This window comes from Variovorax sp. YR216, from assembly GCF_900107745.1.
Lineage (GTDB): Bacteria > Pseudomonadota > Gammaproteobacteria > Burkholderiales > Burkholderiaceae_C > Variovorax.
Window position 1 is genome coordinate 499,183 of record NZ_FNRO01000002.1, and the last position, 22,048, is coordinate 521,230.

A 22,048-nucleotide genomic window follows, 5' to 3' on the forward strand; every position below is an offset into this window, starting at 1 on the left:
CCGCGGTGTTCCCCGCTTAGTCAGAAAGAGAAGCAACATGGCATCGGTAACTTTTCGCGACGTCCAGAAGTCCTACGGCAAGACGCGGATCATCGAACGGCTCGGCTTCGAGATCGAGGACGGCGAGTTCGTCGTGCTGGTCGGCCCCTCGGGCTGCGGCAAGTCCACGCTGCTTCGCATGCTCGCGGGCCTGGAGGAGATCTCCGGTGGCGAGATCCTGATCGACGGCCGTGTGGTCAACGAGCTCGAATCGAAGGACCGCGACATCGCGATGGTCTTCCAGAGCTATGCGCTCTATCCGCACATGACCGTCGGCGAGAACATGGGCTTCAGTCTGCGCCTGCGCAATGCCGACAAGGCGGTCACGCAGCAGCGCGTGGCGGCCGCGGCGAAGATCCTCAATCTCGACCACCTGCTGGGCCGCTATCCGCGCGAGCTCTCCGGCGGCCAGCGGCAGCGCGTGGCGATGGGACGCGCGATCGTGCGCGATCCGAAGGTGTTCCTCTTCGATGAGCCGTTGTCGAACCTCGACGCGAAGCTGCGCGTGGCGATGCGCGCCGAGATCAAGGCGCTGCACCAGCGCCTCAAGACCACCACGGTTTACGTCACGCACGACCAGATCGAGGCCATGACGATGGCGGACCGCATCGTGGTGATGCACGACGGCATGGTCGAGCAGATCGGCACGCCGCTCGAGCTCTACGACCGGCCGGACAACCTCTTCGTCGCGCAGTTCATCGGCTCGCCGGCGATGAACGTGATCGAGGGCGCCGTCCAGCGCAGCAACGGCGCGTGCCGTGTTCAGGCGCACGGTGAACTGTGGCCGGTGTCGTCGGCGACCTCTGTCGCGGATGGCCAGGCGGTTCACTACGGCATCCGGCCTGGCGACATCACGCTGACATCTCCGGAGAACGGCGTGCCGGCGCGCGTGGTGGTGGTGGAGCCGACGGGCGCAGAAACCGAGCTGTTGGTGCAGGTCGGCGAGGCCAGCCTGACGCTGGCGGTGCACGGCCGCGTCGATGCGCAGCCGGACCAGATCGTCGGTCTCGCGATTGCCAGCGAGAGCGTGCATCTCTTCGACCGGCAGGGCGGGCAGCGTCTGAGCTAGCGGCGCAGTCCCGTCTCTCCAAGACGAAAAAGGGCGCCGAAGGCGCCCTTTCTTTCAGCAGAGGATTCCGCTCAGCGGCCGAACGAGCGGCCACCGCCGCCGTATCCGCCACCGCCGGAGCGGCCGCCACCCGAGCGGCCACCGCCGCCACCGCCGGAACGATTGCCGCCGTACCCGCCACCGCCGCGACGGCCCCGGCCGCCCAGGCTGTCGACGCTGGTGCGCAACGGATCGGGCTGGCCTGCGCCGCCGGCGATCGCTTCGGCGCGCAGGTGCGCCACTGCGTCGGCCTGCGTGGGGCTGTGGCTGTTGCCGTGATGGCGCGGCTGGCGCTCCTCGTGGTCATGGGCGTGACGATGGTGCGTCGGCGCCTGGTGCGGCGTGCGTGCCGGTCCCTGGGGTCCGCGCGGAGCCTGTTGGCCCCGACCGCCTTGACCCCGGCCCGCTTGGCCGCCGTTGCCGTTGGCGTTGCGGCTCGCCTGGGCGCCCTGGCCCTGTGCGCCCTGGCCCTGTGCGTTGCCGCCGCCGCGGCGTTGGCCGTTGCCCACGCCGCCGCGCTCGCCCTGTCCGGCCTTGTTGTCGCGGATGCGCTGCATCATTTCCTGGCGCGCCGCCTTGGCAGCCGCCTGCATGACTTCGCGGCTCGGCGGACGGCCGGCGCCGCCCCAGATGGTCTGGCGGCCCATCGCGATGGGTTCGGCGCGCTCGCCTTCTTCGGGGCCGAAGCCGTCGATGACCTTCACCGGGATCTGCTGCTTGGTGAAGCGCTCGATCTCCTGCATGAAGCCTTCTTCGTCGAGGCAGACGAGGCTCACGGCCTCGCCGCTCGCACCGGCACGGCCCGTACGGCCGATGCGGTGGACGTAGTCTTCGCTGACGTTCGGGATTTCGTAGTTGACGACGTGCGGCAGTTCGTCGATGTCGATGCCGCGCGCCGCGATGTCGGTCGCGACCAGGGCGCGGATCGCACCGGTCTTGAAGCCGGCCAGCGCCTGCGTGCGTGCGCTCTGGCTCTTGTTGCCGTGCAGCGCCATCGCCTCGATGCCGTTCTTGGTGAGGAATTCGGCCACGTTGTTGGCGCCGAACTTGGTGCGGGTGAAGACCAGCACCTGGCTCCAGTTGTGCTCGTTGATGATGTGGGCGAGCAGGGCCTTCTTCTTGGTGCGGCCGACCGGATGGATCACCTGCGTGATGCGCTGCACGGTCGTGTTGCGCGGCGTGACCTGGATGTGCTGCGGATCGCGCAGCAGGCCCGCGGCGAGTTCGCGGATCTCGTCGCTGAAGGTGGCCGAGAACAGCAGGCTCTGCTTTTCCTTCGGCACCAGCGCGAGCACCTTGCGCACGTCGTGGATGAAGCCCATGTCGAGCATGCGGTCGGCTTCGTCGAGCACCAGGATCTGCACGGTCGACAGGTCGAGCATGCCCTGCTGCTGCAGGTCGAGCAGGCGGCCGGGCGTGGCCACGAGGATGTCGACGCCGCGCTTGAGGCGGTCGATCTGCGGGTTCATGCCGACGCCGCCGAAGATCACGGTCGAGGTGAGCTGCAGGTACTTGCCGTAGGTGCGGACGGATTCCTCGACCTGGGCCGCGAGTTCGCGCGTGGGCGTGAGCACCAGGGCGCGAACGCCGGTGCCGCCGAACTTGTTGTTGGCGCTGCGGCTCATCGTGAGCTTGTGCAGCAGGGGGAGGGTGAAGGCGGCGGTCTTGCCGGTGCCGGTCTGGGCGCCGCCGAGGAGGTCGTGGCCTTCGAGGACGGCCGGGATGGCCTGGGCCTGGATGGGGGTGGGGTTTTCGTAGCCCTGCTCACGCACGGCTTTCAAGATGGCCGGGGCCAGCTTCAGATCGTCAAAGTTCATTGAGTTCAACAAGCGCCCTACACGGCGCAGTGGTATCCACCCGCTCGGTCGTCTTGTTGACGGCGAGCCAGTAAGGGCGGATGAAGGTCAGGGGTGGGAGCCTGAAGACCTGATTCATCGAAAGGAGATAGGCCTTCTTCGTCCCCGGCGGAGAGCCGGCGCTGCGGGCAACTGGACCCGACAACAGCCACTATTGTCGCATGAGTCGCGCCGGAGCGCCCGGGCCCCGCCTCAGCGGGCGTTTTCCGGACGCCGGAGGTAGACGAACATGCCCGCGATCGATTCGCGCTGGTCATCGCGGATCGGCGCGTGCACCAGTCGCACGACATCGAGGCCGTGATCCGCCGCGAGGCCGCGCAGATAGCGTTCCGAATGCGCGTAGCGCAGGCTCGGCAGCAGTTCGAAAGCCGCGTTTTCGTCGGCCGCTGTCTCGGCAGAAAAACAGAAGATGCCGCCCGGCTCCAGCACCCTGTGCAGCGCGGCAAAGACTGGCGCGAGATCGCCCACGTAGATGAAGACATCGGCGGCCGTCACGAGGTCGTGTCGCTCATCCGTCTGCGCCAGATACGCCGTGATGTCGGCGTGCACCAGCCGCTCGTAGAGCCCGAGCGCGTCCGCCTTCTGCAGCATCTGGCGGGACAGGTCGACGCCGACTAGCTTGTCGGCGAGCGGCTTCAGGTACGGCGCGCAGAGACCGGTCCCGCAGCCGAGGTCGAGCGCCGAGCGGAAGCCGCGACCCAGCTCGGCAAGATGCGTCGCGAGCGTCCTGTGCGCCTGGTAGCCCAGTTGGCCGACCAGATGTGCGTCGAAGTCATGCGCGTAGTCGTCGAACAGCGTTTCGACATAGTGGCCGGGCGCTGTCGTCGGCGTTGCGTGCTCGCCGGACACCGAGGCGAGGTAGTACCGGTGCAATTCGGGATCGGCGCCGAGCGCCAGCGCCTGCCTGAACGCGGCGGCGGCTTCTTCGCCGCGCTTCATGTCGCGCAGGATGCTGCCGCGGTTGGTCCAGGCCTGGGCGATGCCCGGGTCGGCGGCGAGCGCGCGATCGTACGAATCGAGCGCCTGCGCAGGCCGCCCGAGTGCCTGCAGCGTCTGGCCGTGGCGCAGCCAGGTTTCGCCGGGGGGCAGGGTGCCCAGTTGCAGCACTTTCTCATGGCTCGCGAGCGCTTCGGGATGGCGGTTCAGTTGCCCGAGCGCATTGGCCTTGTGAAACCATGCTTCCGCGTTTTCGGGCTCGATGGCGAGGATCTGTTCGATCACGACGAGCGCGTCCTGCGGGCGTCCGAGCCCGAGCTGGGCGGCGGCGAGGTTGATCAGCGTGGACACCCGCCCCGGAACCAGCGCGAGCGAAGCGAGATAGGCCTGCTCCGCGTCGGCGAATCGTCCGGCCTTGAAGGCCTCGAGGCCCTCGAAAAAGCGCTGTCGGGCCTGTTCGAAAGCCTCGGGTGCAGGTGTGGTGCTCATGGATGGGGCCGGAGAATAGCAGCGCTGCCGTGGGGTTCCGGCCCTGGATTCCACGGGGAGTGGGCCCCTGCGGTAGACTTCACCCCCAATCCCGGTCGGAAATCGCGCTGCAGCAGCAAGCGCCTGCCATGAAGGCAGATCCGCAATCGATCCTCGCGCAAGGTTCGTTGCTGGTTTCCCGATCACCCCGTGCAGTCCCCCATCATCGAGCAGAGATAGACATGGCCCAGTACGTCTACACCATGAACAAGGTCAGCAAGACCGTGCCGCCCAAGCGGCAGATCTTGAAGGACATTTCGCTTTCGTTCTTCCCCGGCGCCAAGATCGGCGTGCTGGGCCTCAACGGCTCGGGCAAGTCCTCGCTGCTGAAGATCATGGCCGGCGTGGACAAGGAAATCGAGGGTGAAGCCATCCCGATGCCCGGCCTGTCCATCGGCTACCTGGAGCAGGAACCCAAGCTCAACCCCGAGCACACCGTCCGCGAATCCGTCGAGGAAGCGATGGGCGAGGTCAATGCGGCCAAGGCCCGCCTCGAGGAAATCTACGCCGCGTACGCCGAGCCCGACGCGGATTTCGACGCACTCGCCGCCGAGCAGGGCCAGCTCGAAGCCGTGATCGCCGCCGCGGGCACCGATTCGGAGCACCAGCTCGAGATCGCCGCCGACGCGCTGCGCCTGCCGCCGTGGGACGCCAAGATCGGCCTGCTGTCCGGCGGTGAAAAGCGCCGTGTGGCGCTGTGCAAGCTGCTGCTGTCCAAGCCCGACATGCTGCTGCTCGACGAACCGACCAACCACCTGGACGCCGAATCGGTCGAATGGCTCGAAGTGTTCCTGCAGCGCTTCTCCGGCACCGTGGTCGCGATCACCCACGACCGCTACTTCCTCGACAACGCCGCCGAGTGGATTCTCGAACTCGACCGCGGCCGCGGCATTCCATGGAAGGGCAACTACAGCACCTGGCTGGAGGGCAAGGAAGCCCGTCTCGAGGCCGAGCAGAAGGGCGAGGAAGCCCATGCCAAGGCCATGAAGAAGGAACTCGAGTGGGTGCGCCAGAACGCCAAGGGCCGCCAGGCCAAGAGCAAGGCGCGTATCCAGCGATTCGAGGAACTGTCCGACTACGAATACCAGAAGCGCAACGAGACGCAGGAAATCTTCATTCCCGTCGCGGACCGTCTCGGCAGCCAGGTCATCGAGTTCAAGAACGTCAGCAAGAGCTTCGGCGATCGCGTGCTCATCGACAACCTGAGCTTCAACGTCCCCGCTGGCGCGATCGTCGGCATCATCGGCCCGAACGGCGCCGGCAAGTCGACGCTGTTCAAGCTGATCGCCGGCAAGGAGCAGCCCGACAGCGGCGAAGTGGTGATCGGCCAGACCGTCAAGATGGCTTTCGTCGACCAGACCCGCGATGTCCTTTCCGACGAGAAGACCGTCTGGGAAGACATCTCCGGCGGCCTCGACATCCTCAACGTCGGCAAGTTCCAGATGGCGAGCCGCGCCTACGCGGGGCGCTTCAACTTCAACGGCGGCGACCAGCAGAAGAAGGTCGGCTCGCTCTCAGGCGGTGAACGCGGCCGCCTGCACCTCGCCAAGACGCTGATCGCCGGCGGCAACGTGCTGCTGCTGGACGAGCCCTCGAACGACCTCGACGTCGAAACGTTGCGTGCCCTCGAAGACGCGCTGCTCGAATTCGCCGGGAGCGTGCTCGTCATCAGCCACGACCGCTGGTTCCTCGACCGGATCGCGACGCACATCCTCGCGGCCGAAGGCGACAGCCAGTGGACCTTCTTCGACGGCAACTACCAGGAATACGAAGCCGACAAGAAGAAGCGCCTCGGCGAAGAAGGCGCCAAGCCCCACCGCGTGCGCTTCAAGGCCCTGAAGTAATCAGGGCGAGGGCTTCGCGGCCCCGTCGGCGGACGGCGGGCCCGCCAGCACCCGCTTGCGGACCGCATAGATGTTGTTGCGCAGGGCGTAGAGCTCGTCCGCGTACGACAGCGGCACCGCCACCTTGTTGACGCGGCCGTCCAGGTCGTCGAGTTCTTTCAGCAGTGCATCCCGCTCGCCCTTGTGCGTGTCGAGCTTGTGCTCGACCTCGCGCAGCCGCGCATACCAGCGGAACACCCGCCGCCGGACGCGGAACTGGTAGAGCGGCGGCACCACGCGGGTCAGCGGCAGCATCAGCACCAGCAAGCCGCCGAGCACCAGCCACATCCGCTCCACCAGGTTGCTTGCCCAGAACGGCAGATAGCGCTGCCAGAACGGCGGCGTGCCATTGATGGCGCGATCGCCCTCGGGGCTCACCGGCAGTTCGCTGGTGCGGGTGTTCGGGAAATCGCGCGCACGATGGAACCAGCCCGCGCCGCCGTGCAGCGTTTGCGCGTTCTGCGCGAAGAGCTGCCGGATCGCCGGATGCGTTTCCTCGCGCGACAGCAGGGACGTGGTGGCGGCCAGCAGCGACAGGTCGTGCGATGGAAGATCGGCCGCGAGATCGACCACGCCGCGCGGCAGCGTCACCGGTTGCAGGAAGGAGAAGCGGCGCGAATACGCGTCGCTCTGCGCGAAATCCATGAGCTGGATGTCCGGCGCGCGCAGCAGTCGCTGCACCAGCGGCGATTGCGGCGCCGAGGCCAGCACGATCACGTCCAGCAGCCCGGCCTGCAGCGCCTCGGTGGCCGGTGTCTGCTCCAGGTTCGACAGGTTCAGCGTGGCCGGGTCCATGTGGTTGGCGCGAAACATCCGGTCCATGATGTCCGGCACGCCGCTGCCGGGCTTGTCGACGTTGATGCGCAGCCCCTTCATCTGCGGGAGCGCGGTGAGCTGCGCGGTCTTGCGGTCGATCTTGCGCGCCGCGTCGGTGCGGTAGAAGAACCAGAGGGGTTCGAAGAACAGGCTGCCCAGCGACGTCAGGCCCGCTTCCTCGTCCTTCACCGGATCGGCGCTGCCGCCGCGAACGAAGCCCACGTCCGCCTCGTGCTTGCGCAGCAGCTGCAGGTTGTCCAGCGAGCCGTCCGTCGGCTTCTGGATCACCTCGATCCCGTTGGCCTTCAGCGCGGCCGCATAGCGCTTGCCGAATTCCGCATAGGCGCTGCCGGACGGGCCGGTCGCGAGTGTGACCTGCTTGGGCGGCTGCGGCTGGAGCCACCAGTACGCCGCAACGAGCAGTCCGATGACGAGAAAGACAATGGGTCCGGCGGAGACGATGAGATCGCGGATCGCGAGAAGAAAAAGTCGGATGGCTTGGGGCATGGGCACGGCATTTTCTGTGGGTTTGGCGCAGCCTTCGTTACAAAGCGCTCGCATGCGGCGCACGAGGCATAGGGCGTTCAGCCAGAAAGACTAGGCCTTCGACACTGACGCACGGCGTATTGATGCAGTGCAGCGTACGAGGCCCAATGGAGGGACCGGGCAGCAGGCCAGGCGGACCGCGGGGATTCACCTGGATGCTGTTCGGACTTCACTCCACCCTTCATTTGCCTTTCGCCGGACCATGACGCACCTCAAGACTCATCTGCTGCTCTTCGGCAAGGTGCTTGTGGCCTTGCTTGCGATCTCGATGCTGCTGCTGATCGCGGGGCAGGACCTGTTCCCGCTCATGTCGCCGGTCGACCTGTTGCTGAGCGCCGGCTCCGGGGTGATCCTGCTCATCGTTGTGGTGTACCTGCCCGCGCTGGCGTGCAAGGTCCTTCAGGCGAGATCCGCTGCAGAGGGGAAGTAGGCCTCCGCGGTGCGCACGCTGCGCGCCGCCCGCACCGCACGCAAGGTCGCGCGCGCCACCACCTCGGCGGCCAGTGCGCTCAACACCGTCATGCCCGGCGCGTCGCCCTGCAGCGGAACGCGGCCGGTGGCGAGCGCGAACAGCGTGTCGCCGTCGCTCATCGTGTGCACCGGGTTGATCGCGCGTGCGAGCCCGTCATGCGCAGCGGTCGCGAGCCGGTTCGCCTGCACCTTGGTGAGCACCGCGTCGGTCGCGACCACCCCCAGCGTGGTGTTGGTGCCCGCGAGCAGCGGCGTCGGCAGATGCCCGCGCAGCAGTGCACGGCGCGTGTCGAGAAGGGACTTGCCGTCCTCCGTGCGTGCGCCCGCGACGACCCGGCCCGTATCGGGGTCGATCACGTCGCCAAGCGCATTGCAGGCGATCAGCGCACCCACCGTCACGCCGTTGACCTTGACCGAGGCGGTGCCGATGCCGCCCTTCATCGCGCGATGCACGCCGAACAGCTTGCCCACGAGCGCGCCGCTGCCGGCGCCGACATTGCCTTCGGCCGGTGCTGCCGACGAAGCGGCCTCGCAGGCCGCATAGCCGGCCGCTGCGTCGGGACGGATGCGCGCATCGCCGACCGGCAGGTCGAACAGCACGGCGGCGGGAATGATCGGCAGCGTGCCATAGCGGACATCGAGGCCGATGCCGTGCTCTTCGAGCCAGCGCGTCGCGCCGTCGGCTGCGGCCAGCCCCCACGCGCTGCCGCCGGCCAGCATCACCGCATGAATGTGCTGCACGAAGTTGCCGGGCGCGAGCAGATCGGTCTCGCGGGTGCCGGGTGCGGCGCCGCGAACATCCACCCCAGCCACCGCGCCGTCGCGGGCCAGGATCACGGTGCAGCCGGTGGGGCGGCGGGTGTCGGAGAAATGGCCGACCTCGATGCCGGCAACGTCGGTGATGGCGCCCTCGTAAGGGGCGGGGGAGGAGGGGGAATCGGGCATCCGAAGATTATGGTTGTTCATGTGCCTCATTTGCAGGCAACTCAGCGGCAACCCGCATGGAATGGACCTGCAGCACCTGCTGTCCTCGCGCAACCCACAACGTTATCCACAGAAGTCCGGTGTAACTCGGGACAAGGTCCGGCGTGAGTTGCCGAGCACGCCGCCTGCTGCGACCATCGGCTCCATCGATGTCAAGCCCAAGTTTCACCATGCCGGATGCAAACCATGCTGCGCAGGCCTCTTACCGTATCGGCGATGCCGCCGCTCGCAGCGGCGTAAGCGCCGCAAATATCCGCTACTACGAAAAGGAAGGGCTGATCACCCCGCAGGGACGCGCCGACAACAGCTACCGCGTCTACAGCGATGCCGACGTGCACCGCCTGCGCTTCATTCGCCTGTGCCGCGCGATGGACATGTCGCTCGACGAGGTACGCACGCTGCTCGCGCTCGACCTGCGCAGCAAGGCCGATTGCGACGCGGCCTGCGTGACGCTCGATGCGCATCTCGGCCATGTGCGCGAGCGCCTTCGCGAGTTGCGCTCGCTTGAAAAGGACCTGATCGCACTGCGCGACTGCTGCGACGGCACCGATGCCGAGTGCCACATCATCGGAACGCTGCATGCGCGCGCCGACCGCGAATCGCCGCCCGACCCGCCGCGCGCGCGGGCCACGCGCCACGTGTGAATCTTCAGCGGCCGCGCGCCGGCAGCGGCATCTTCTTCTCGCTCATCACGTCGCGAAGAATCGCCGGGTCGTCGGTGATGATGCCGTCCACGGCCCAGTCGATCAGCCGGATCATGTCCGCGCGCTCGTTCACGGTCCAGGGCAACACCTGCAGGCCCATCGCATGCGCTTCCTTGACGAGCTCGGGCGTGAGTTCCTTGAACGCCGGCGACCAGATGACCTTGCCCGGGCCACCGCCCGCTGCAGCCTTCACGAGGCGCGGCGCGGAGCCGAAGTCCTCTAGGCGCAACCCTGCCGTCCAGCGGCTGTCGCGCAGGGTGCGGCTGGTGGTGAGGTAGGCGCGCTGGATTTGCGGCGCCTGGTCACGCACCAGCGCGAGCGTGCGCCAGTCGAAGCTCTGGATGGTCACGCGCTGCGCCATGCCGGCCTTGTCGATCTCTGCCAGCAGCGCGCGCACCATGCGTTCGGGCGACGCGGTTTCGTCGGGCTGCGAGGGATCGACCTTGGTCTCGATGTTGAACCGCACCTGGTCCGCGCCTGCCGCGCGGACGCGCTCGAACAACGAGGCCAGCGTGGGGATGCGCTCGCCGTCGCGAACCAGTTGCTTCGAGAACTGCTTGCCGTAGTTGCTGTCCGGGTCGATGCGTCCCACGTCGTACGTTTGCAGCTGCGCCAGCGTCAGGGTGCGGATCGCCGGTCCGTTCGACGGCAGAAAATTGCCCTGCGCATTGCGTGTGTGATCGGGGTTCAGCGACGTGTCGTGCGAGATCACCACGACATCGTCGGCGGTGAGCCCGATGTCCAGCTCGAGGGTGTTCACGCCCATGTCGATGGCGTTCGAGAACGCGGCCAGCGTGTTCTCCGGCATCAGTGCGCGACCCCCCCGATGCGCCTGCAGATCGATGGCCGCCCGCGGCGCGGGCGCCAGCGCCGTGCACCCCGCAACGGTGACTGCTGCCGCAATGAGCGCGCAGGCCGAGCCAGGAACACCGCGGAACCGCCTGGGGGTCATCTCAGCTCTACCGTAATGGCGTCGTTCTGCACAGTGATGGCTCCGATCTCGTACGTCTTGCGTCCAACGGTCAGCTCCTCGGCAGTGAAGGTGCGCAGCGGCTGGTCGCGAAGCAGCTCCTGCGCGACGACGGCGCCGATCTGCTGGAGCCGCTCGGCATCGCGGCCGGTCACGCCCTGCAGTTCGAGCCGTTCCGCCTGTGGCTGATCGAGCCGCAGCGCGCGCGCGGGCGCATCGTACTTGAGCGCGCTGCTGACCGAGACAACGCCCTGTACGGTCGAGGGGCGCAGCAGCGGGCTGGTGATCGTGAGCGCCGCGGTGATCGCGGCGCGATTCGTCGCAGCGTCGAGCCCGAGCTGCGGATTGCTCAGGCTGACGGTGAAGATGTCCGCATAGCGCTTCTGCACCGGGAAATGCTTCGCGATCTGTGCTTCGAGTTCCTGCCGGCTCGCGGTGTATTCGCTGGTGAAGAAGTTGAAGCCCGCCACCGCCGCGAACGGCGCGGGCAAGACCGCGGCGCCCAGCAGCGCGCGCAGCATCAGACGGCGGGACGAGGAGGGGGAGCGGTTGCGCATACCGCTCCGAGCTTGCCACAGACGCCCGGGTTCCCGCCGCCCGGCGGTACGGGACTCAGTCGTGCAGCGACGAAAGGAACTGTTTCAACTCGGCGGTCTGCGGATGGCCGAACAATTCCGCCGGCGGCCCCATCTCGTGCACCCGGCCCTGATGCATGAAGATCACCCGGTCGCTGACCTTGCGCGCGAAGTTCATCTCGTGCGTCACCATCAAGAGCGTCATGCCTTCCACGGCGAGCGACTCGACCACGCGCAGCACTTCGCCCACCAGCTCGGGATCGAGCGCCGAAGTGATCTCGTCGCACAGCAGCACCGCCGGCTCCATGGCCAGCGCACGGGCGATGGCCACGCGCTGCTGCTGGCCGCCGGAAAGCTGGTCGGGCATCGCATCGAACTTCTCCGCCAGCCCGACGCGCGCGAGCAGCTTGCGCGCCTGCGATGCGGCTTCCATGCGGCTGCGCTTCTTCACCAGCGTGGGCGCGAGCATCACGTTGCGGCCGACCGAAAGATGCGGAAACAGGTTGAAGCTCTGGAAGATCATGCCGACGTGCTGCCGCAGCTCGCGCATCGCCATCGCGCTCTCATGCAGGAGCGGCTTGCCATCGACGGTCAGCGAGCCTTCCTGGAACACTTCCAGCCCGTTGATGCAACGCAGCAGCGTGCTCTTGCCCGACCCGCTTTTGCCGATGATCGCGATCACCTCGCCGCGCTTCACGTCGAGGTCGATGCCCTTGAGCACTTCGTTGCTGCCGTAGGACTTGCGCAGCGCGGTGATGCGCACGATGGGCGCGGCCGCCGGAGCGACGGCCGGCCGGGGAGCTTCAGCGACGAGCGCCATGGAATTTCCTCTCGAGGTTCTTGGCGTACAGGCTCACGGGAAAGCACAGCACGAAATAGAGCAGGGCGACGCAGCTGAACACCACGAAGGGCTTGAAGGTCGCGTTCGAGATCATGCTGCCCGCCTTGGTGAGCTCGACGAAGCCGATCACCGATGCGAGCGCCGTGCCCTTGATGACTTGCACCAGGAAGCCCACGGTCGGCGCGACCGCGATGCGTACCGCCTGCGGCAGGATCACGTGGCGCATCTGCTCGCCGAAGCCGAGGGCGAGGCTGCCGGCCGCCTCCCACTGGCCCTTGGGGATGGACGCCACGCAGCCGCGCCAGATCTCGGTGAGAAAGGCGCTGGTGTAGAGCGTCAGCGCCACCGATGCCGCCGTCCACGCCGAGACGTCGACTCCGAAGAGCGCGATGCCGAAGTAGGCAAGAAAGAGCTGCATCAGGAGCGGCGTGCCCTGGAAGATCTGCACGTAGAAGCCGACGAGCCGCTGCGCCGCCCGCCCTCCGGAAAGCCGCAGGAAAAGCAGCAATGCACCGACCGCGCCGCCGCCCACGAAGGCGATCAGCGACAGCACGACCGTCCAGCGCAGCGCCATCAGCAGGTTGCGCAGGATGTCCCAGATGGAAAAGTCGCTCATGCGCGCCTCACCGTCCGAAGAACCAGCGCGGGCCGGCCCAGTTGAGCAGCCGCCGCGCGCCCATTGACAGCGCGAGGTAGATCACCGTCGCGATGATGAAAGCCTCGAACGCGCGGAAGTTGCGGCTCTGGATCAGGTTGGCGGCGTAGCTCAGTTCCTCGGTGGAGATCTGGCTGCACACCGCCGAGCCGAGCATCACGATGATGATCTGGCTCACCATCGCGGGCCACACCTTCTTCATCGCAGGCGGCAGCACCACGCGCGTGAACACCTGCACCCGGTTGAGCGCAAGGCTCACCGCCGCCTCGATCTGCCCGCGCGGCGTGGCCTCGATGCCAGCGCGGATGATCTCGGTTGCGTATGCGCCGAGGTTCATCACCATCGCGATCACCGACGCTACCTCCGGCGAGAGCTTGAAGCCCGCCGCAGGCAGCCCGAAGAAGATGAAGAAGAGCTGCACGATGAATGGCGTGTTGCGGATCAGCTCCACGTAGGCGCCGACGATCCAGCGCAGCCACGCCGGCCCGTTCGCTCGCGCCCAGGCGCAGGCGATGCCCACCACCATGCCGATTACCGTCGCGATCGCGGTCAGGCCCAGCGTCCACAGCACGCCCCTGGCCAGCAGGGGCCACTGGCCGAGAACGGCGCCGAAGTCGAATTCGATGCCCATGTGGCAGGCGGATCAGACCGGCAGGTCGCCCGCCGGGCGGCCGAGCCACTTCTTCGCCATCGTGTCGAGCGTGCCGTCCTTCTTCGCGCTGGCGATGATCTCGTTGACCTTGGTCTTCAGCGCGTCCTCGCCCTTGGCGACGCCGATGAAGCAGGGGCTGTCCTTCAGCAGCAGCTTGTATTCGGCGCCGAGCTGCGGGTTCTTCTGCATCATGTCGCCCGCAACCGCCGCGCTGGTGGCGATGGTCTGCGTCTGGCCGGCGACGAAGGCGGCGATCGTCGCGTTGTTGTCCTCGAAGCGCTTGAAGTCGACGTTGGGCGGCGCGACCTTGGCGAGCTCCTGGTCTTCCATCGCGCCGCGCGTCACCGCCACGCTCTTGCCGCCCATGTCGGCGAAGCTCTTGATGTTGAGGTTCTTCGACGCATAGACCGCCTGGAAGAAGGGCGCATAGGCGGCCGAGAAATCGATGACCTTCTCGCGCTCCGCGTTCTTGCCCAGCGTGGAGATCACGAGGTCCGCCTTGCGGGTCTGCAGATAGGGAATGCGATTGGCGCTCGTCACCGGCACCAGCTCGACCTTGGTGCCCAGCTTGCTCGCGATGAGCTGTGCCATCTCGATGTCGAGGCCCTGCGGCGTCATGTTCTTGTCGACCGAGCCGTAGGGCGGGTAGTCGGTCGGTACCGCGATCTTGATGACCTTGGCCTTCAGGATGTGGTCGAGCGCGTTCTGTGCTTGCGCTGCGCCGGTGGCGAACAGCGCGCAACCGGCGAGGATCGCCGCGAACTGGCGCTTGGAAAACTTCATGGCATGGCTCCTGGGTAGGTCGGTGGAATTCGTCCGCCGACCGCACGCAAGAGCTGTGCCCAGGCGCCCGGCTCAGTCCATCCGTGCGCCGGACGCCTTCACCGCCTTTTCCCAGCGGGGCGTTTCGGTGACGAGGAACTTCGCGAATTCCTCGCTCCCCATGAAGGCCGGGTCGGCGCCCTGGCTCACCATGCGATCACGAATCTCGGGGTTGGTGAGCACCTGTCGGAACGCGTCGCTGAGCTTGGCGACCACGTCCTTGGGCGTGCCGGCCGGCGCGAGGAAGCCATAGAACCCGACGACCTCGAAGCCCTTCACGCCGGACTCGATGACGGTCGGCACATCCGGCAGGGCCGGGTTGCGCTTTGCACTCGTGACCGCAATCGCGCGGACCTTGCCCTGCTTGTGATAGTTGGCTGCCTGCGGAATCGACTCGGCCATGAACTGCACCTGCCCGCCCATCAGGTCGGTGAAGGCCGGTGCGCTGCCCCGGTAGGGGATATGGACCATGTAGATGCCGGTCGCGCTCTTGAACATCTCGGGCACGAGATGGCTGATGCCGCCGTTGCCCGCCGAGCCGTAGTTGATCTGCCCCGGGCGCGCGCGGGCGTAATCGATGAACTGGTGCAGGTTGGTCACCGGCAGCGAAGGCGTCACCAGCAGCGCGAGCGGCTGCATCGCGGTGCGCGCGATCGGGGTGAAGTCCCTGAGGGTGTTGTAGGGCAGCTTGCTGTAGAGCGCGCCGTTGATGACCGCGACGCCGGTGTTGGCGAGCATCAGCGTGTAGCCGTCGGCCGGGCTCTTGGCGACCATTTCGGCGCCGACGGAGCCGCCCGCGCCGGGCTTGTAGTCGATGATGAGCGGCTGGCCCAGCACCGCCTGCAGCTTGTCGGCGAGCAGGCGGGCGTGCTGGTCGAGCGGCCCGCCGGCCGGGAAGCCGATGATGATCTTGATGGGCTTCTCGGGGTAGGCCGCAAAGGCCGCGGCCGATGCCGCGATGCACAGTGCGGCCGCGATGGCCTTGCGGGCGATGTTCATGCTGCTTGTCTCCTCGTTGTGCGAGGGATCATAAACAGCGTGCGATGCTGCGCTAACGGCGATAGACCAGCATCAGATTGTTCGCCGGCATCTCGATCAGCCGCGTGCGTGCGAAAGCGCGCGCAGAAGCGGCGGCGTCGAGATCCTCTAGCCGCCGCAGCCCCCAGCGCGGATCGCGCGCCTTGAGCGAGGCGTCGAACGCTTCGTTCGACGGCGCGGTCTCCACGCCCTCGCGGCGCCATGGGCCATAGAGCATCAGCGGCGCGCCCTTGGGCAGGAGCCGCTGCGCGCCCGCGACCAGTCCGAGCGTCGCTTCCCACGGGCTGATATGCGCCATGTTGACGCACAGCATCGCATCGGCGGCATCGACCGGCCAATCCGTGGATGCAGCGTCGAGTGCGAGCGGAGGCAAGACGTTGTCGAGCCCAGCGCACCAACTCGCGATCGAGCCAAGCGCACCCGGGTCCGGATCGGTCGGCTGCCAGATATGGCCGGGGAAAAGCTCCGCGAAGAAGGCGCAATGCTCGCCCGATCCGCTCGCCACTTCGAGCACCTTGCCGGTGACCGGCAATTCCTCCTGCAGCACCTCGGCAATCGGCTCGCGGTTGCGCAAAGTGGCCGGCGCATGCTTGCGCTCCGCGCTATCGTTGCCGGGCAACCAGGGAGTGGGACCTTGCATTTCGGCCTCGCGAGAAAGTTGTTGTCTCGGCAGGAGTATCCCCGCGATGGGCAGAAGCCTCGTCGCTGGCAGCCAAAGGCCAGCAGCCTGTCGTGGCAGCACTCTGCGCAGCGCAATCCAAGGAGCCCGAGCCCACTGCGGACCTCCTTCAGGTGCCTGTGCGCGGGTCCGGCCGGCAGCTTGCGAGCGCCGCAATCAGGACAGCGGATGTCTCTTGAGGGCCCGTTGCGGTCATACGCGATTTGATGCGAAGCGGATGTTCAGGGCGACGACTTGATGGCGTGACGAACCTACCCGGCAGGCGCTTCGGACCAGGTCGATCTCGACCGTTTTGGCGCAACCCGACTTGCCAGCTTGCACGGGCTCTTTTGGTGCGCCGTTTCCGCGCGGATGAGAGGACGCGGGTGCGCTCGGGTCACTCAATCACCTCATCCACGCGCTGCAGCAGCGAGGAAGGGATAGTGATGCCAAGCGCCGTTGCGGCCTTGAGATTGATCACCAAATGCAAGATGCTCGGTCGCCAGATCGGGAGGTCGCTCGGCTTGGCACCTTTGCAAATCTGATCGACATACGACGCCAATCGCCGGTAGGTCTCTCCATCATTGGCGCCATACGACATGAGCCCCCCATCCCGCACTTGCGAAGGCCACTCATAAATCGCAGGCAGCCGATTTTTCGCGGCGAGGTCGACGATCTGCTTTCTGTCCCGCACAAAGAAAGAATGCCCACCGACCAAGAGGCCGTCGGGCCGCGCCGCGCTAATCGTCTCGAACGCGCCGTCGTAGTCGCCGGCTCGAACCTTGACGACTTTCAGTTCCACGCCGAGAGTCGAGGCGGCCTTCTCGGCCTCCTGCACCTGAAGTTTCAGCCCAAAGCCGGGGTCGTCCGGAACGAGCAGAGCAAATCGCGTCGCTCGGGGCACCAATTCCCTGAGCATCTCCAGCCTCTTTCCCGCCAGTGTGCCATCCGGCGCGATCAGAACTCCCGTAACGTTTCCTCCCGGCCGACCGAGGCTTGGCACGAGACCGACCGCAATTGGATCGACGTTGCTCAGAAAGACGATCGGAATCGTGCTTGTCACATCTTTCAACGCCAAGACCGGCGATGAGCCGACGGCCACGATGACATCGGGACTGAGCTGCACCATTTCACGCGCACGTCCGGGAATCCGTTCGGGATCGTCGCCCGCGTGTCGCTCCTCGAAACTGAGGTTTTGGCCTTCGATGTAGCCCAACTCCCGCATCGGTTTCAGGAGAAAGTCGCCCCCCGAGATCGAGGGGGCACCTGCCCGGAGGATCCCGATGTGGCAGATTTTCCCCTTCGGTTGCGCTTGTGCGCCGCGAGACCCGGCGAGCAGCGTACCCGCGACGACCCGGGTGAACGTCCGGCGATCCAGCACTTGGACACCCCATTGACGAATGGATCTGCAACGATCGTACGCTCGGGCGGACCTCTCGGCCACAGTCGAGTGACTGCTTTCGGAATGTTGTCGCGTTGCTGCCCAATGTCTCCAATTGGCCGCATCCTGCCACAGCCGAGCCGGCGCTACAGGGCCCATCACGGTCTTTCGGCTTCGTCCCAAGCATGTCCGCAATGCAAGTGATGCTGACATAGCCAGTCGAGGCGCGTCGAAGCCGGCGGGCGCTATAGCGGTTCCTGATTGAGCATCCGAATGTGGGTGCTTCGCGATGCCGCCTGCCCGCCGCATACAGTTTCGAACAAGTGGCACGCGAGTGCCTTAAAGCACCTCGCCCAGCCGAGCAATGCATTCTTCGATCTTCTCGACGTTGGAGGTTGCGAAGCTCAGGCGTAACGTTGCCAGGCCGGGCGACTCGGCAAAACCCGGCACGAAGGCGACCAGTCGCGCGATCGCCTTTTGGGCGAACTCGATCGCATTGCGCTCCATGCCGCTAGCACCTGTCAGGCGCGCCCAGCACGCCTTGCATCCTCGGCAGCGCTCCCATCCGCGTGGGCGAGACGCTTACTGCCGGATCGATGCCTTCAGTTCCGAGAAGCTCACGATTCGGCCGGCGATCGCACTGGCAGCCACCGTGGAAGGGCTGGCGAGCCACAGCGCGCCCGGGCCCGAGCGACCCGGAAAGTTGCGATTGATCGCGCTGATCGTCACCTGGTCCTCGCGCTCGCTCGCGCCCGGGCCGGCATTGATGCATGCCCCGCAGCCTGGCTCGACCAGCTGGACGCCCATGCGCTCGAAGAGCGCCACCATCTGCACCCGGTCGCTTCGCGCACGCACGTCCTCGCTGCCGAACTGCAGGAAGAACCGCACGCCCGGCGCGATGCCGAGCCGGTGTTCTTCGGCCCAGGCGAGCACTGCGTGGTAGGCCCCGATGTCCTCGAGCTTGCCCCCCGTGCAGGAGCCACCGTACGCAATGTCGATCGCGACCGCCTCGGCGAGTGCCGACAGCGCCAGGCCCTGCCCGGGATCCCCGGGGCGCGCCACCATGGGTTCGAGCGTGCCGCAATCGACCTCGATCTCGTGCGCATAGTGCGCCCCCTCGTCGCTGCGCATCCAGGGTTCGAGTCGGAAGTCGATGCCCCGACGCTCGCGCAGGAAGCGAAGCGTTTCATCGTCGGGGGCCACGATGCCCGTCAGGCCGCCGATCTCGGCCACCATGTTGGTGAGCGTGGCGCGCGCGTCCGTCCCCATCGCGCGCAAGGCCTCGCCCATGTACTCGAAGACGAGTCCGACCAGGCTGCCGTTGCGGACCTCCGGCAGGCGCAGCAGATGCAGCACGACATCCTTGGCATCGACCCCGTCCGGCAGGGTCCCGCGCAACCGCACCCGGCAGACCTTCGGCGCGGCCACGCGCACATCGCCCGTGATCCATGCGTTGGCCATTTCGCTAGCACCGATGCCGAAGGCGAAGGCCCCGAGCGCGCCGCAATGCGGGGTATGTGAATCGGTGCCGATCGCGACCTGGCCCGGCAACACGTAGCGCTCGGTCATGATGGAGTGGCAGATGCCTTCCGCCCCCTTCCTGCCGGGCACGCGGTGATGCAAGCGGACCCCTTGCTGCGCGCAAAACCGTTCCTGCATCTTGCCCATCGCCATGGCCGAGTCGAGCAGCCCCAGGGCGCGCTTTGCCGGTGACATGGTCTCTTCGACATAGACCAGGTGATCCGCGAAGCACTGGATCGATGCGACGTCGTGCAAGGCGATCTCGGGCCCCATCGCGTTGTTCATGAACGCGGCGCACATCCCGGTCACGTAGTCGTGCGAGTAGCGCCAGTCCGCCCTCACGAAGCTGATGCCTGAAGCCGAAGGCGGCCTTTTGGCCGAGCGCGCGATGATCTTCTCGACATAGGTCAAAGGGCGGCTCAAGGGCGGTTGCGGCTCCATCGCGATCTCGCCGGCCAGCCGGGCCTTCGTGTAGTTGAACAGCCCTCCGCGCGCCAACACCTCGGCCGTCACGGCATCCAGCCCCGCCACCAACTCCGAAACGAGGATCGCCTCGCCCGCGCGGATGCGATCGACGAGGCCGAAGTCGCTCGACGTGAAGATGCCGAGGTTGTGGCAGTTCTGGCGATAGATGCGCTCGAACTTCTGCGCGATGACCAGGCGGATGCCGGCCATGCGCTCGGCATAGGGACTCGCCTCGCGCGACGAACCCTTGCCGTAGCGCGTGCCGGCCACCGTCACCGCGAAGCCGCCGCGCCGCACCTGGTCAATGCCGATGGGCCTGCGACCCTCGCAGGTCAGGCCGACGTAGGGATAGCGGCCGAGCGTCTCGTCGACATGGAAGCAGGCCCAGCCCGGCGTGATCTCGTCCGTGGAGACGTCGTCGCGCAGCTTGCCGGCCTGCGCCTGCGAGAGATCCTCGCCGGCGATCTGCCGCTCGATCAGCGTCGGATCCTCCGACAGGAAAAGGATGCGGCCTTCGAATCGGATGGCATGCATGTCGGCTCCTCTGGCTGCGCCGGTCATTCGACCAGCTTGACGTCGGCATCGCGAATGATGCCCTCTCGCTGCTGCCGCTCCGCCTGCATTCGCTTGGCGAAATCAGCCACCGTCCCGCCCGTGGGCGTGAGGCCCAGCTCGGCCAGCTTGCTGCCGACGCTCGGGTTGCGCAGCGCGATGCCGACCGCTTCATTGAGCCGAGCGACGATCGGCGCCGGCGTCGACTTGGGCGCCATCAGGCTGTAGCTCACCAGCATGTCCGTGCCGGGCAGGATCTGCCCCATGCGGGGAATCTGCGGCTGTGCCTCGTAGACCTTGGTGGTCGCCACGCCGACCAGCTTGATCTTTCCGGCCGCCACCATCGGCTGCGCCGTGCTGACCAGAGTGATCAGCATGTCGATCTGGCCCCCGGCGAGGTCGCCCAGGGCCGCGCCGGCTCCGCGGTAGGGCACGTGATTGAGGCGGACCTGGCCTGACTTGGCAATCAGCTCGCCCAACAGATGATGATCGGTGCCGACGCCGGGGGTGCCGAAGCTCAACGGCGCGCTGCTGGCCTTCGCTTGCTTCAAGAGGCCTGCGAAATCGTTGGCCGGTGACGCGCTGTTGACCGCGATCACGAGCGGCGCCTCCGCCAGGTGCGCGACAGGCGCGAGCGCGGCCACGGCGTCGTCCGCCTTCTTCCCGTATAGCGCCGGGTTGATGGCGTACAGGCTGTCGGTCGCCAGCAGCAGCGTGTAGCCGTCGGCGGGCGCCTTGGCGACTAGCGAGGTTCCGACCAGCCCACCCGCACCAGTGCGGTTGTCGACCACGACCGGTTGCTTGAGCGTCTCGGTCAGCGAGTTGGCCAACACGCGGCCCAGGATGTCCGCGCTGCCGCCTCCCGCGAAAGGCACGACGAGCGTGATCGGCCGGCCGGGATAGGCATCGGCGGCGACGGCGCCACTGACGATGCCGCAGGCCCAGGCCGCCAGTGCGGCGCCGCGCATCAGCCTTCCCATTTCGAATCTCGCGCTCTTGAACTTCATGCTTGTCTCCAGGTGTGGGTATGGCCCTCACTCTAGATTTCCCTTAGAGACACAAACTGCAATTTGGCGCATCGTTCGTTCCCGTTTGGAACTTGCCTGCCACGATGCGCACCGATTTCGATCCCGTCACCCTGCGCCTCTTCCTAGCCGTTTGCGAAGAGGGAAGCATCACCAAGGCGGCCGATCGGATGTCCATCGTGCCCTCGGCCGTGAGCAAGCGAATGGCCGCGCTCGAGGACGACGTCGGTATCGTGCTGCTGCAGCGTGGCGCCGGGGGCATGGGCCCCACCGAAGCCGGACAGGCATTTGCATCGCAGGCCCGAGAGGTGCTCGCCGGCATGGACCGCATGCATGCGACGATGCACGACATGGCGACGGGAGGCGCTGGGACGGTTCGCATCCTCGCGAGCCTGGCGGCGCTGTCGCACCGTCTGCCTGCCGACATCGCCGCCTTGCTTCGAAAGCACCCGGCTTTGAAGCTGAGTCTGCGCGAGGCGTCCTCCACCGAGATGGTGCGGCAGGTCAAGGAGGGGGCCGCCGACCTAGCTGTGTGCTGGGATGTCGCAGACTTGACGGGGCTGCGGGCCGTGCCCTATCGACCCGACCATGCCTGCGCCCTGGTCTCGCGCGCCCATCCGCTGTCCCGAAGGAAGTCCGTGCCCTTCGCGGAGACGCTCGGCTACGACCATGTGAGCGCGATGCCGGGCAGCATGATGGAGACGATGTTGCGCCGGCATGCGGCAGTGGCGGGCAAGACCTTGCTGCCACGCATTGAAGTCGAGAGTTTCGAGGGCGTGGCCCATGTCGTCGCGGCCGACCTCGGAATCGGCATCCTGCCGCGCGAGGTGCTGCGCCCATGGGTCGACGCACTGCCGATTCGCGTGATTCCATTGTCCGACGAATGGGCCACCCGCCGTTTCGTCGTGTGCTTTCGGACGGATCCCTACTTGTCGCGCGCCGCGCAGATCGTCGCAGAGGGGCTTCGGCTTGCCGCCACCATCGCGGCGGAATGAACGCGTCCGCTGTCTTCCCCTTCTCGA

At 66.8% G+C, this 22,048-nt stretch carries 21 protein-coding genes; 5 read left to right on the top strand and 16 right to left on the bottom strand.

Going from position 1 to position 22,048, the window contains the following annotated elements; translation table 11 throughout:
- The first annotated feature begins 37 nt into the window (after nucleotides 1-37).
- Nucleotides 38-1,108, top strand: coding sequence for an ABC transporter ATP-binding protein (locus BLW05_RS07215; RefSeq protein WP_093161399.1), 1,071 nt, complete (start codon nucleotides 38-40; stop codon nucleotides 1,106-1,108).
- A 71-nt stretch (nucleotides 1,109-1,179) separates the two neighbouring features.
- Here BLW05_RS07215 and BLW05_RS07220 read toward each other — a convergent pair whose 3' ends face one another.
- Both BLW05_RS07220 and BLW05_RS07225 read right to left on the bottom strand, forming a co-directional pair.
- Nucleotides 1,180-2,964 carry a DEAD/DEAH box helicase gene (locus tag BLW05_RS07220; RefSeq protein WP_093161401.1) on the bottom strand — a complete coding sequence of 595 codons (1,785 nt, stop codon included), beginning with the start codon at nucleotides 2,962-2,964 and terminating at the stop codon, nucleotides 1,180-1,182.
- Between the two features lie 231 nt (nucleotides 2,965-3,195).
- Complete coding sequence (locus BLW05_RS07225) at nucleotides 3,196-4,428, bottom strand: methyltransferase domain-containing protein (protein ID WP_093161402.1); 1,233 nt, start codon at nucleotides 4,426-4,428, stop codon at nucleotides 3,196-3,198.
- Nucleotides 4,429-4,649: 221 nt separating this feature from the next.
- Here BLW05_RS07225 and ettA point away from each other — a divergent pair, with 221 nt between their 5' ends.
- A complete protein-coding gene (ettA, locus tag BLW05_RS07230) occupies nucleotides 4,650-6,311 on the top strand; it encodes an energy-dependent translational throttle protein EttA (RefSeq protein ID WP_093161403.1) in 1,662 nt (553 codons plus the stop codon).
- Here the strand turns inward: ettA and BLW05_RS07235 are convergent, their stop codons facing one another.
- Entirely contained in the window at nucleotides 6,312-7,673 is a 1,362-nt protein-coding gene (locus tag BLW05_RS07235; protein WP_371126919.1) for a TAXI family TRAP transporter solute-binding subunit, read from the bottom strand.
- Between the two features lie 241 nt (nucleotides 7,674-7,914).
- Here BLW05_RS07235 and BLW05_RS07240 point away from each other — a divergent pair, with 241 nt between their 5' ends.
- On the top strand, nucleotides 7,915-8,142 hold the full coding sequence (locus tag BLW05_RS07240; protein ID WP_093161406.1) for a hypothetical protein: 228 nt from the start codon (nucleotides 7,915-7,917) through the stop codon (nucleotides 8,140-8,142).
- On the opposite strand, the gene BLW05_RS07245 is transcribed toward BLW05_RS07240, so the two are convergent.
- On the bottom strand, nucleotides 8,112-9,128 hold the full coding sequence (locus BLW05_RS07245) for a P1 family peptidase (protein WP_093161408.1): 1,017 nt from the start codon (nucleotides 9,126-9,128) through the stop codon (nucleotides 8,112-8,114). The two genes, BLW05_RS07240 and BLW05_RS07245, sit on opposite strands and share 31 nt — an antisense overlap.
- Before the next feature lie 209 nt (nucleotides 9,129-9,337).
- On the opposite strand from BLW05_RS07245, the gene BLW05_RS07250 reads away from it, so the two are divergent.
- The gene (locus BLW05_RS07250; RefSeq protein WP_093161409.1) at nucleotides 9,338-9,811 is read left to right on the top strand and encodes a Cd(II)/Pb(II)-responsive transcriptional regulator; all 474 of its coding nucleotides are present in this window, start codon (nucleotides 9,338-9,340) and stop codon (nucleotides 9,809-9,811) included.
- Nucleotides 9,812-9,815: 4 nt separating this feature from the next.
- Here BLW05_RS07250 and BLW05_RS07255 read toward each other — a convergent pair whose 3' ends face one another.
- From BLW05_RS07255 to BLW05_RS07305, 12 genes are all read right to left on the bottom strand, one after another.
- Entirely contained in the window at nucleotides 9,816-10,823 is a 1,008-nt protein-coding gene (locus BLW05_RS07255; RefSeq protein ID WP_093161411.1) for a glycerophosphodiester phosphodiesterase, read from the bottom strand.
- Nucleotides 10,820-11,362 (bottom strand): YceB family lipoprotein, encoded by a 543-nt coding sequence (locus BLW05_RS07260; protein ID WP_256330090.1) that lies wholly within the window; start codon nucleotides 11,360-11,362, stop codon nucleotides 10,820-10,822. The genes BLW05_RS07255 and BLW05_RS07260 overlap by 4 nt, the downstream gene beginning before the upstream one ends.
- A 91-nt stretch (nucleotides 11,363-11,453) precedes the next feature.
- Nucleotides 11,454-12,236: an amino acid ABC transporter ATP-binding protein gene (locus tag BLW05_RS07265; RefSeq protein WP_093161414.1), complete on the bottom strand. Its 783-nt coding sequence runs from the start codon at nucleotides 12,234-12,236 to the stop codon at nucleotides 11,454-11,456.
- Nucleotides 12,220-12,873 (bottom strand): amino acid ABC transporter permease, encoded by a 654-nt coding sequence (locus tag BLW05_RS07270; protein ID WP_093161416.1) that lies wholly within the window; start codon nucleotides 12,871-12,873, stop codon nucleotides 12,220-12,222. Before BLW05_RS07270 ends, BLW05_RS07265 begins: the two co-directional genes overlap by 17 nt.
- A gap of 7 nt (nucleotides 12,874-12,880) precedes the next feature.
- Nucleotides 12,881-13,543: an amino acid ABC transporter permease gene (locus BLW05_RS07275; RefSeq protein WP_093161417.1), complete on the bottom strand. Its 663-nt coding sequence runs from the start codon at nucleotides 13,541-13,543 to the stop codon at nucleotides 12,881-12,883.
- A 12-nt stretch (nucleotides 13,544-13,555) separates the two neighbouring features.
- The gene (locus BLW05_RS07280; RefSeq protein WP_093161419.1) at nucleotides 13,556-14,347 is read right to left on the bottom strand and encodes a transporter substrate-binding domain-containing protein; all 792 of its coding nucleotides are present in this window, start codon (nucleotides 14,345-14,347) and stop codon (nucleotides 13,556-13,558) included.
- A gap of 72 nt (nucleotides 14,348-14,419) precedes the next feature.
- Nucleotides 14,420-15,385, bottom strand: a complete 966-nt coding sequence (locus BLW05_RS07285; RefSeq protein WP_093161420.1) for a Bug family tripartite tricarboxylate transporter substrate binding protein — start codon at nucleotides 15,383-15,385, stop codon at nucleotides 14,420-14,422.
- Between the two features lie 52 nt (nucleotides 15,386-15,437).
- Nucleotides 15,438-16,064, bottom strand: a complete 627-nt coding sequence (locus tag BLW05_RS07290) for a DUF938 domain-containing protein (protein ID WP_093161422.1) — start codon at nucleotides 16,062-16,064, stop codon at nucleotides 15,438-15,440.
- 415 nt (nucleotides 16,065-16,479) lie between these two features.
- Nucleotides 16,480-17,463: an ABC transporter substrate-binding protein gene (locus BLW05_RS07295; protein ID WP_177142584.1), complete on the bottom strand. Its 984-nt coding sequence runs from the start codon at nucleotides 17,461-17,463 to the stop codon at nucleotides 16,480-16,482.
- A gap of 339 nt (nucleotides 17,464-17,802) precedes the next feature.
- A complete protein-coding gene (locus BLW05_RS35875) occupies nucleotides 17,803-17,970 on the bottom strand; it encodes a hypothetical protein (protein WP_177142585.1) in 168 nt (55 codons plus the stop codon).
- 75 nt (nucleotides 17,971-18,045) lie between these two features.
- Nucleotides 18,046-19,983, bottom strand: coding sequence for an aconitase family protein (locus tag BLW05_RS07300; RefSeq protein WP_093161425.1), 1,938 nt, complete (start codon nucleotides 19,981-19,983; stop codon nucleotides 18,046-18,048).
- Between the two features lie 23 nt (nucleotides 19,984-20,006).
- Entirely contained in the window at nucleotides 20,007-21,008 is a 1,002-nt protein-coding gene (locus BLW05_RS07305; protein WP_093161426.1) for a Bug family tripartite tricarboxylate transporter substrate binding protein, read from the bottom strand.
- Between the two features lie 104 nt (nucleotides 21,009-21,112).
- Between BLW05_RS07305 and BLW05_RS07310 the strand changes: the two genes are divergently transcribed.
- Nucleotides 21,113-22,021, top strand: coding sequence for a LysR family transcriptional regulator (locus BLW05_RS07310; protein ID WP_093161428.1), 909 nt, complete (start codon nucleotides 21,113-21,115; stop codon nucleotides 22,019-22,021).
- Nucleotides 22,022-22,048 lie beyond the last annotated feature (27 nt).

What these genes read in the sequence shown, in the direction of transcription:
- BLW05_RS07215 (WP_093161399.1), top strand. Translation starts at nt 38, where the DNA reads ATGGCATCGGTAACTTTTCGCGACGTCCAGAAGTCCTACGGCAAGACG.
- BLW05_RS07220 (WP_093161401.1), bottom strand. Translation starts at nt 2,964, where the DNA reads ATGAACTTTGACGATCTGAAGCTGGCCCCGGCCATCTTGAAAGCCGTG.
- BLW05_RS07225 (WP_093161402.1), bottom strand. Translation starts at nt 4,428, where the DNA reads ATGAGCACCACACCTGCACCCGAGGCTTTCGAACAGGCCCGACAGCGC.
- ettA (WP_093161403.1), top strand. Translation starts at nt 4,650, where the DNA reads ATGGCCCAGTACGTCTACACCATGAACAAGGTCAGCAAGACCGTGCCG.
- BLW05_RS07235 (WP_371126919.1), bottom strand. Translation starts at nt 7,673, where the DNA reads ATGCCCCAAGCCATCCGACTTTTTCTTCTCGCGATCCGCGATCTCATC.
- BLW05_RS07240 (WP_093161406.1), top strand. Translation starts at nt 7,915, where the DNA reads ATGACGCACCTCAAGACTCATCTGCTGCTCTTCGGCAAGGTGCTTGTG.
- BLW05_RS07245 (WP_093161408.1), bottom strand. Translation starts at nt 9,128, where the DNA reads ATGCCCGATTCCCCCTCCTCCCCCGCCCCTTACGAGGGCGCCATCACC.
- BLW05_RS07250 (WP_093161409.1), top strand. Translation starts at nt 9,338, where the DNA reads ATGCCGGATGCAAACCATGCTGCGCAGGCCTCTTACCGTATCGGCGAT.
- BLW05_RS07255 (WP_093161411.1), bottom strand. Translation starts at nt 10,823, where the DNA reads ATGACCCCCAGGCGGTTCCGCGGTGTTCCTGGCTCGGCCTGCGCGCTC.
- BLW05_RS07260 (WP_256330090.1), bottom strand. Translation starts at nt 11,362, where the DNA reads ATGCTGCGCGCGCTGCTGGGCGCCGCGGTCTTGCCCGCGCCGTTCGCG.
- BLW05_RS07265 (WP_093161414.1), bottom strand. Translation starts at nt 12,236, where the DNA reads ATGGCGCTCGTCGCTGAAGCTCCCCGGCCGGCCGTCGCTCCGGCGGCC.
- BLW05_RS07270 (WP_093161416.1), bottom strand. Translation starts at nt 12,873, where the DNA reads ATGAGCGACTTTTCCATCTGGGACATCCTGCGCAACCTGCTGATGGCG.
- BLW05_RS07275 (WP_093161417.1), bottom strand. Translation starts at nt 13,543, where the DNA reads ATGGGCATCGAATTCGACTTCGGCGCCGTTCTCGGCCAGTGGCCCCTG.
- BLW05_RS07280 (WP_093161419.1), bottom strand. Translation starts at nt 14,347, where the DNA reads ATGAAGTTTTCCAAGCGCCAGTTCGCGGCGATCCTCGCCGGTTGCGCG.
- BLW05_RS07285 (WP_093161420.1), bottom strand. Translation starts at nt 15,385, where the DNA reads ATGAACATCGCCCGCAAGGCCATCGCGGCCGCACTGTGCATCGCGGCA.
- BLW05_RS07290 (WP_093161422.1), bottom strand. Translation starts at nt 16,064, where the DNA reads ATGCAAGGTCCCACTCCCTGGTTGCCCGGCAACGATAGCGCGGAGCGC.
- BLW05_RS35875 (WP_177142585.1), bottom strand. Translation starts at nt 17,970, where the DNA reads ATGGAGCGCAATGCGATCGAGTTCGCCCAAAAGGCGATCGCGCGACTG.
- BLW05_RS07300 (WP_093161425.1), bottom strand. Translation starts at nt 19,983, where the DNA reads ATGCATGCCATCCGATTCGAAGGCCGCATCCTTTTCCTGTCGGAGGAT.
- BLW05_RS07305 (WP_093161426.1), bottom strand. Translation starts at nt 21,008, where the DNA reads ATGAAGTTCAAGAGCGCGAGATTCGAAATGGGAAGGCTGATGCGCGGC.
- BLW05_RS07310 (WP_093161428.1), top strand. Translation starts at nt 21,113, where the DNA reads ATGCGCACCGATTTCGATCCCGTCACCCTGCGCCTCTTCCTAGCCGTT.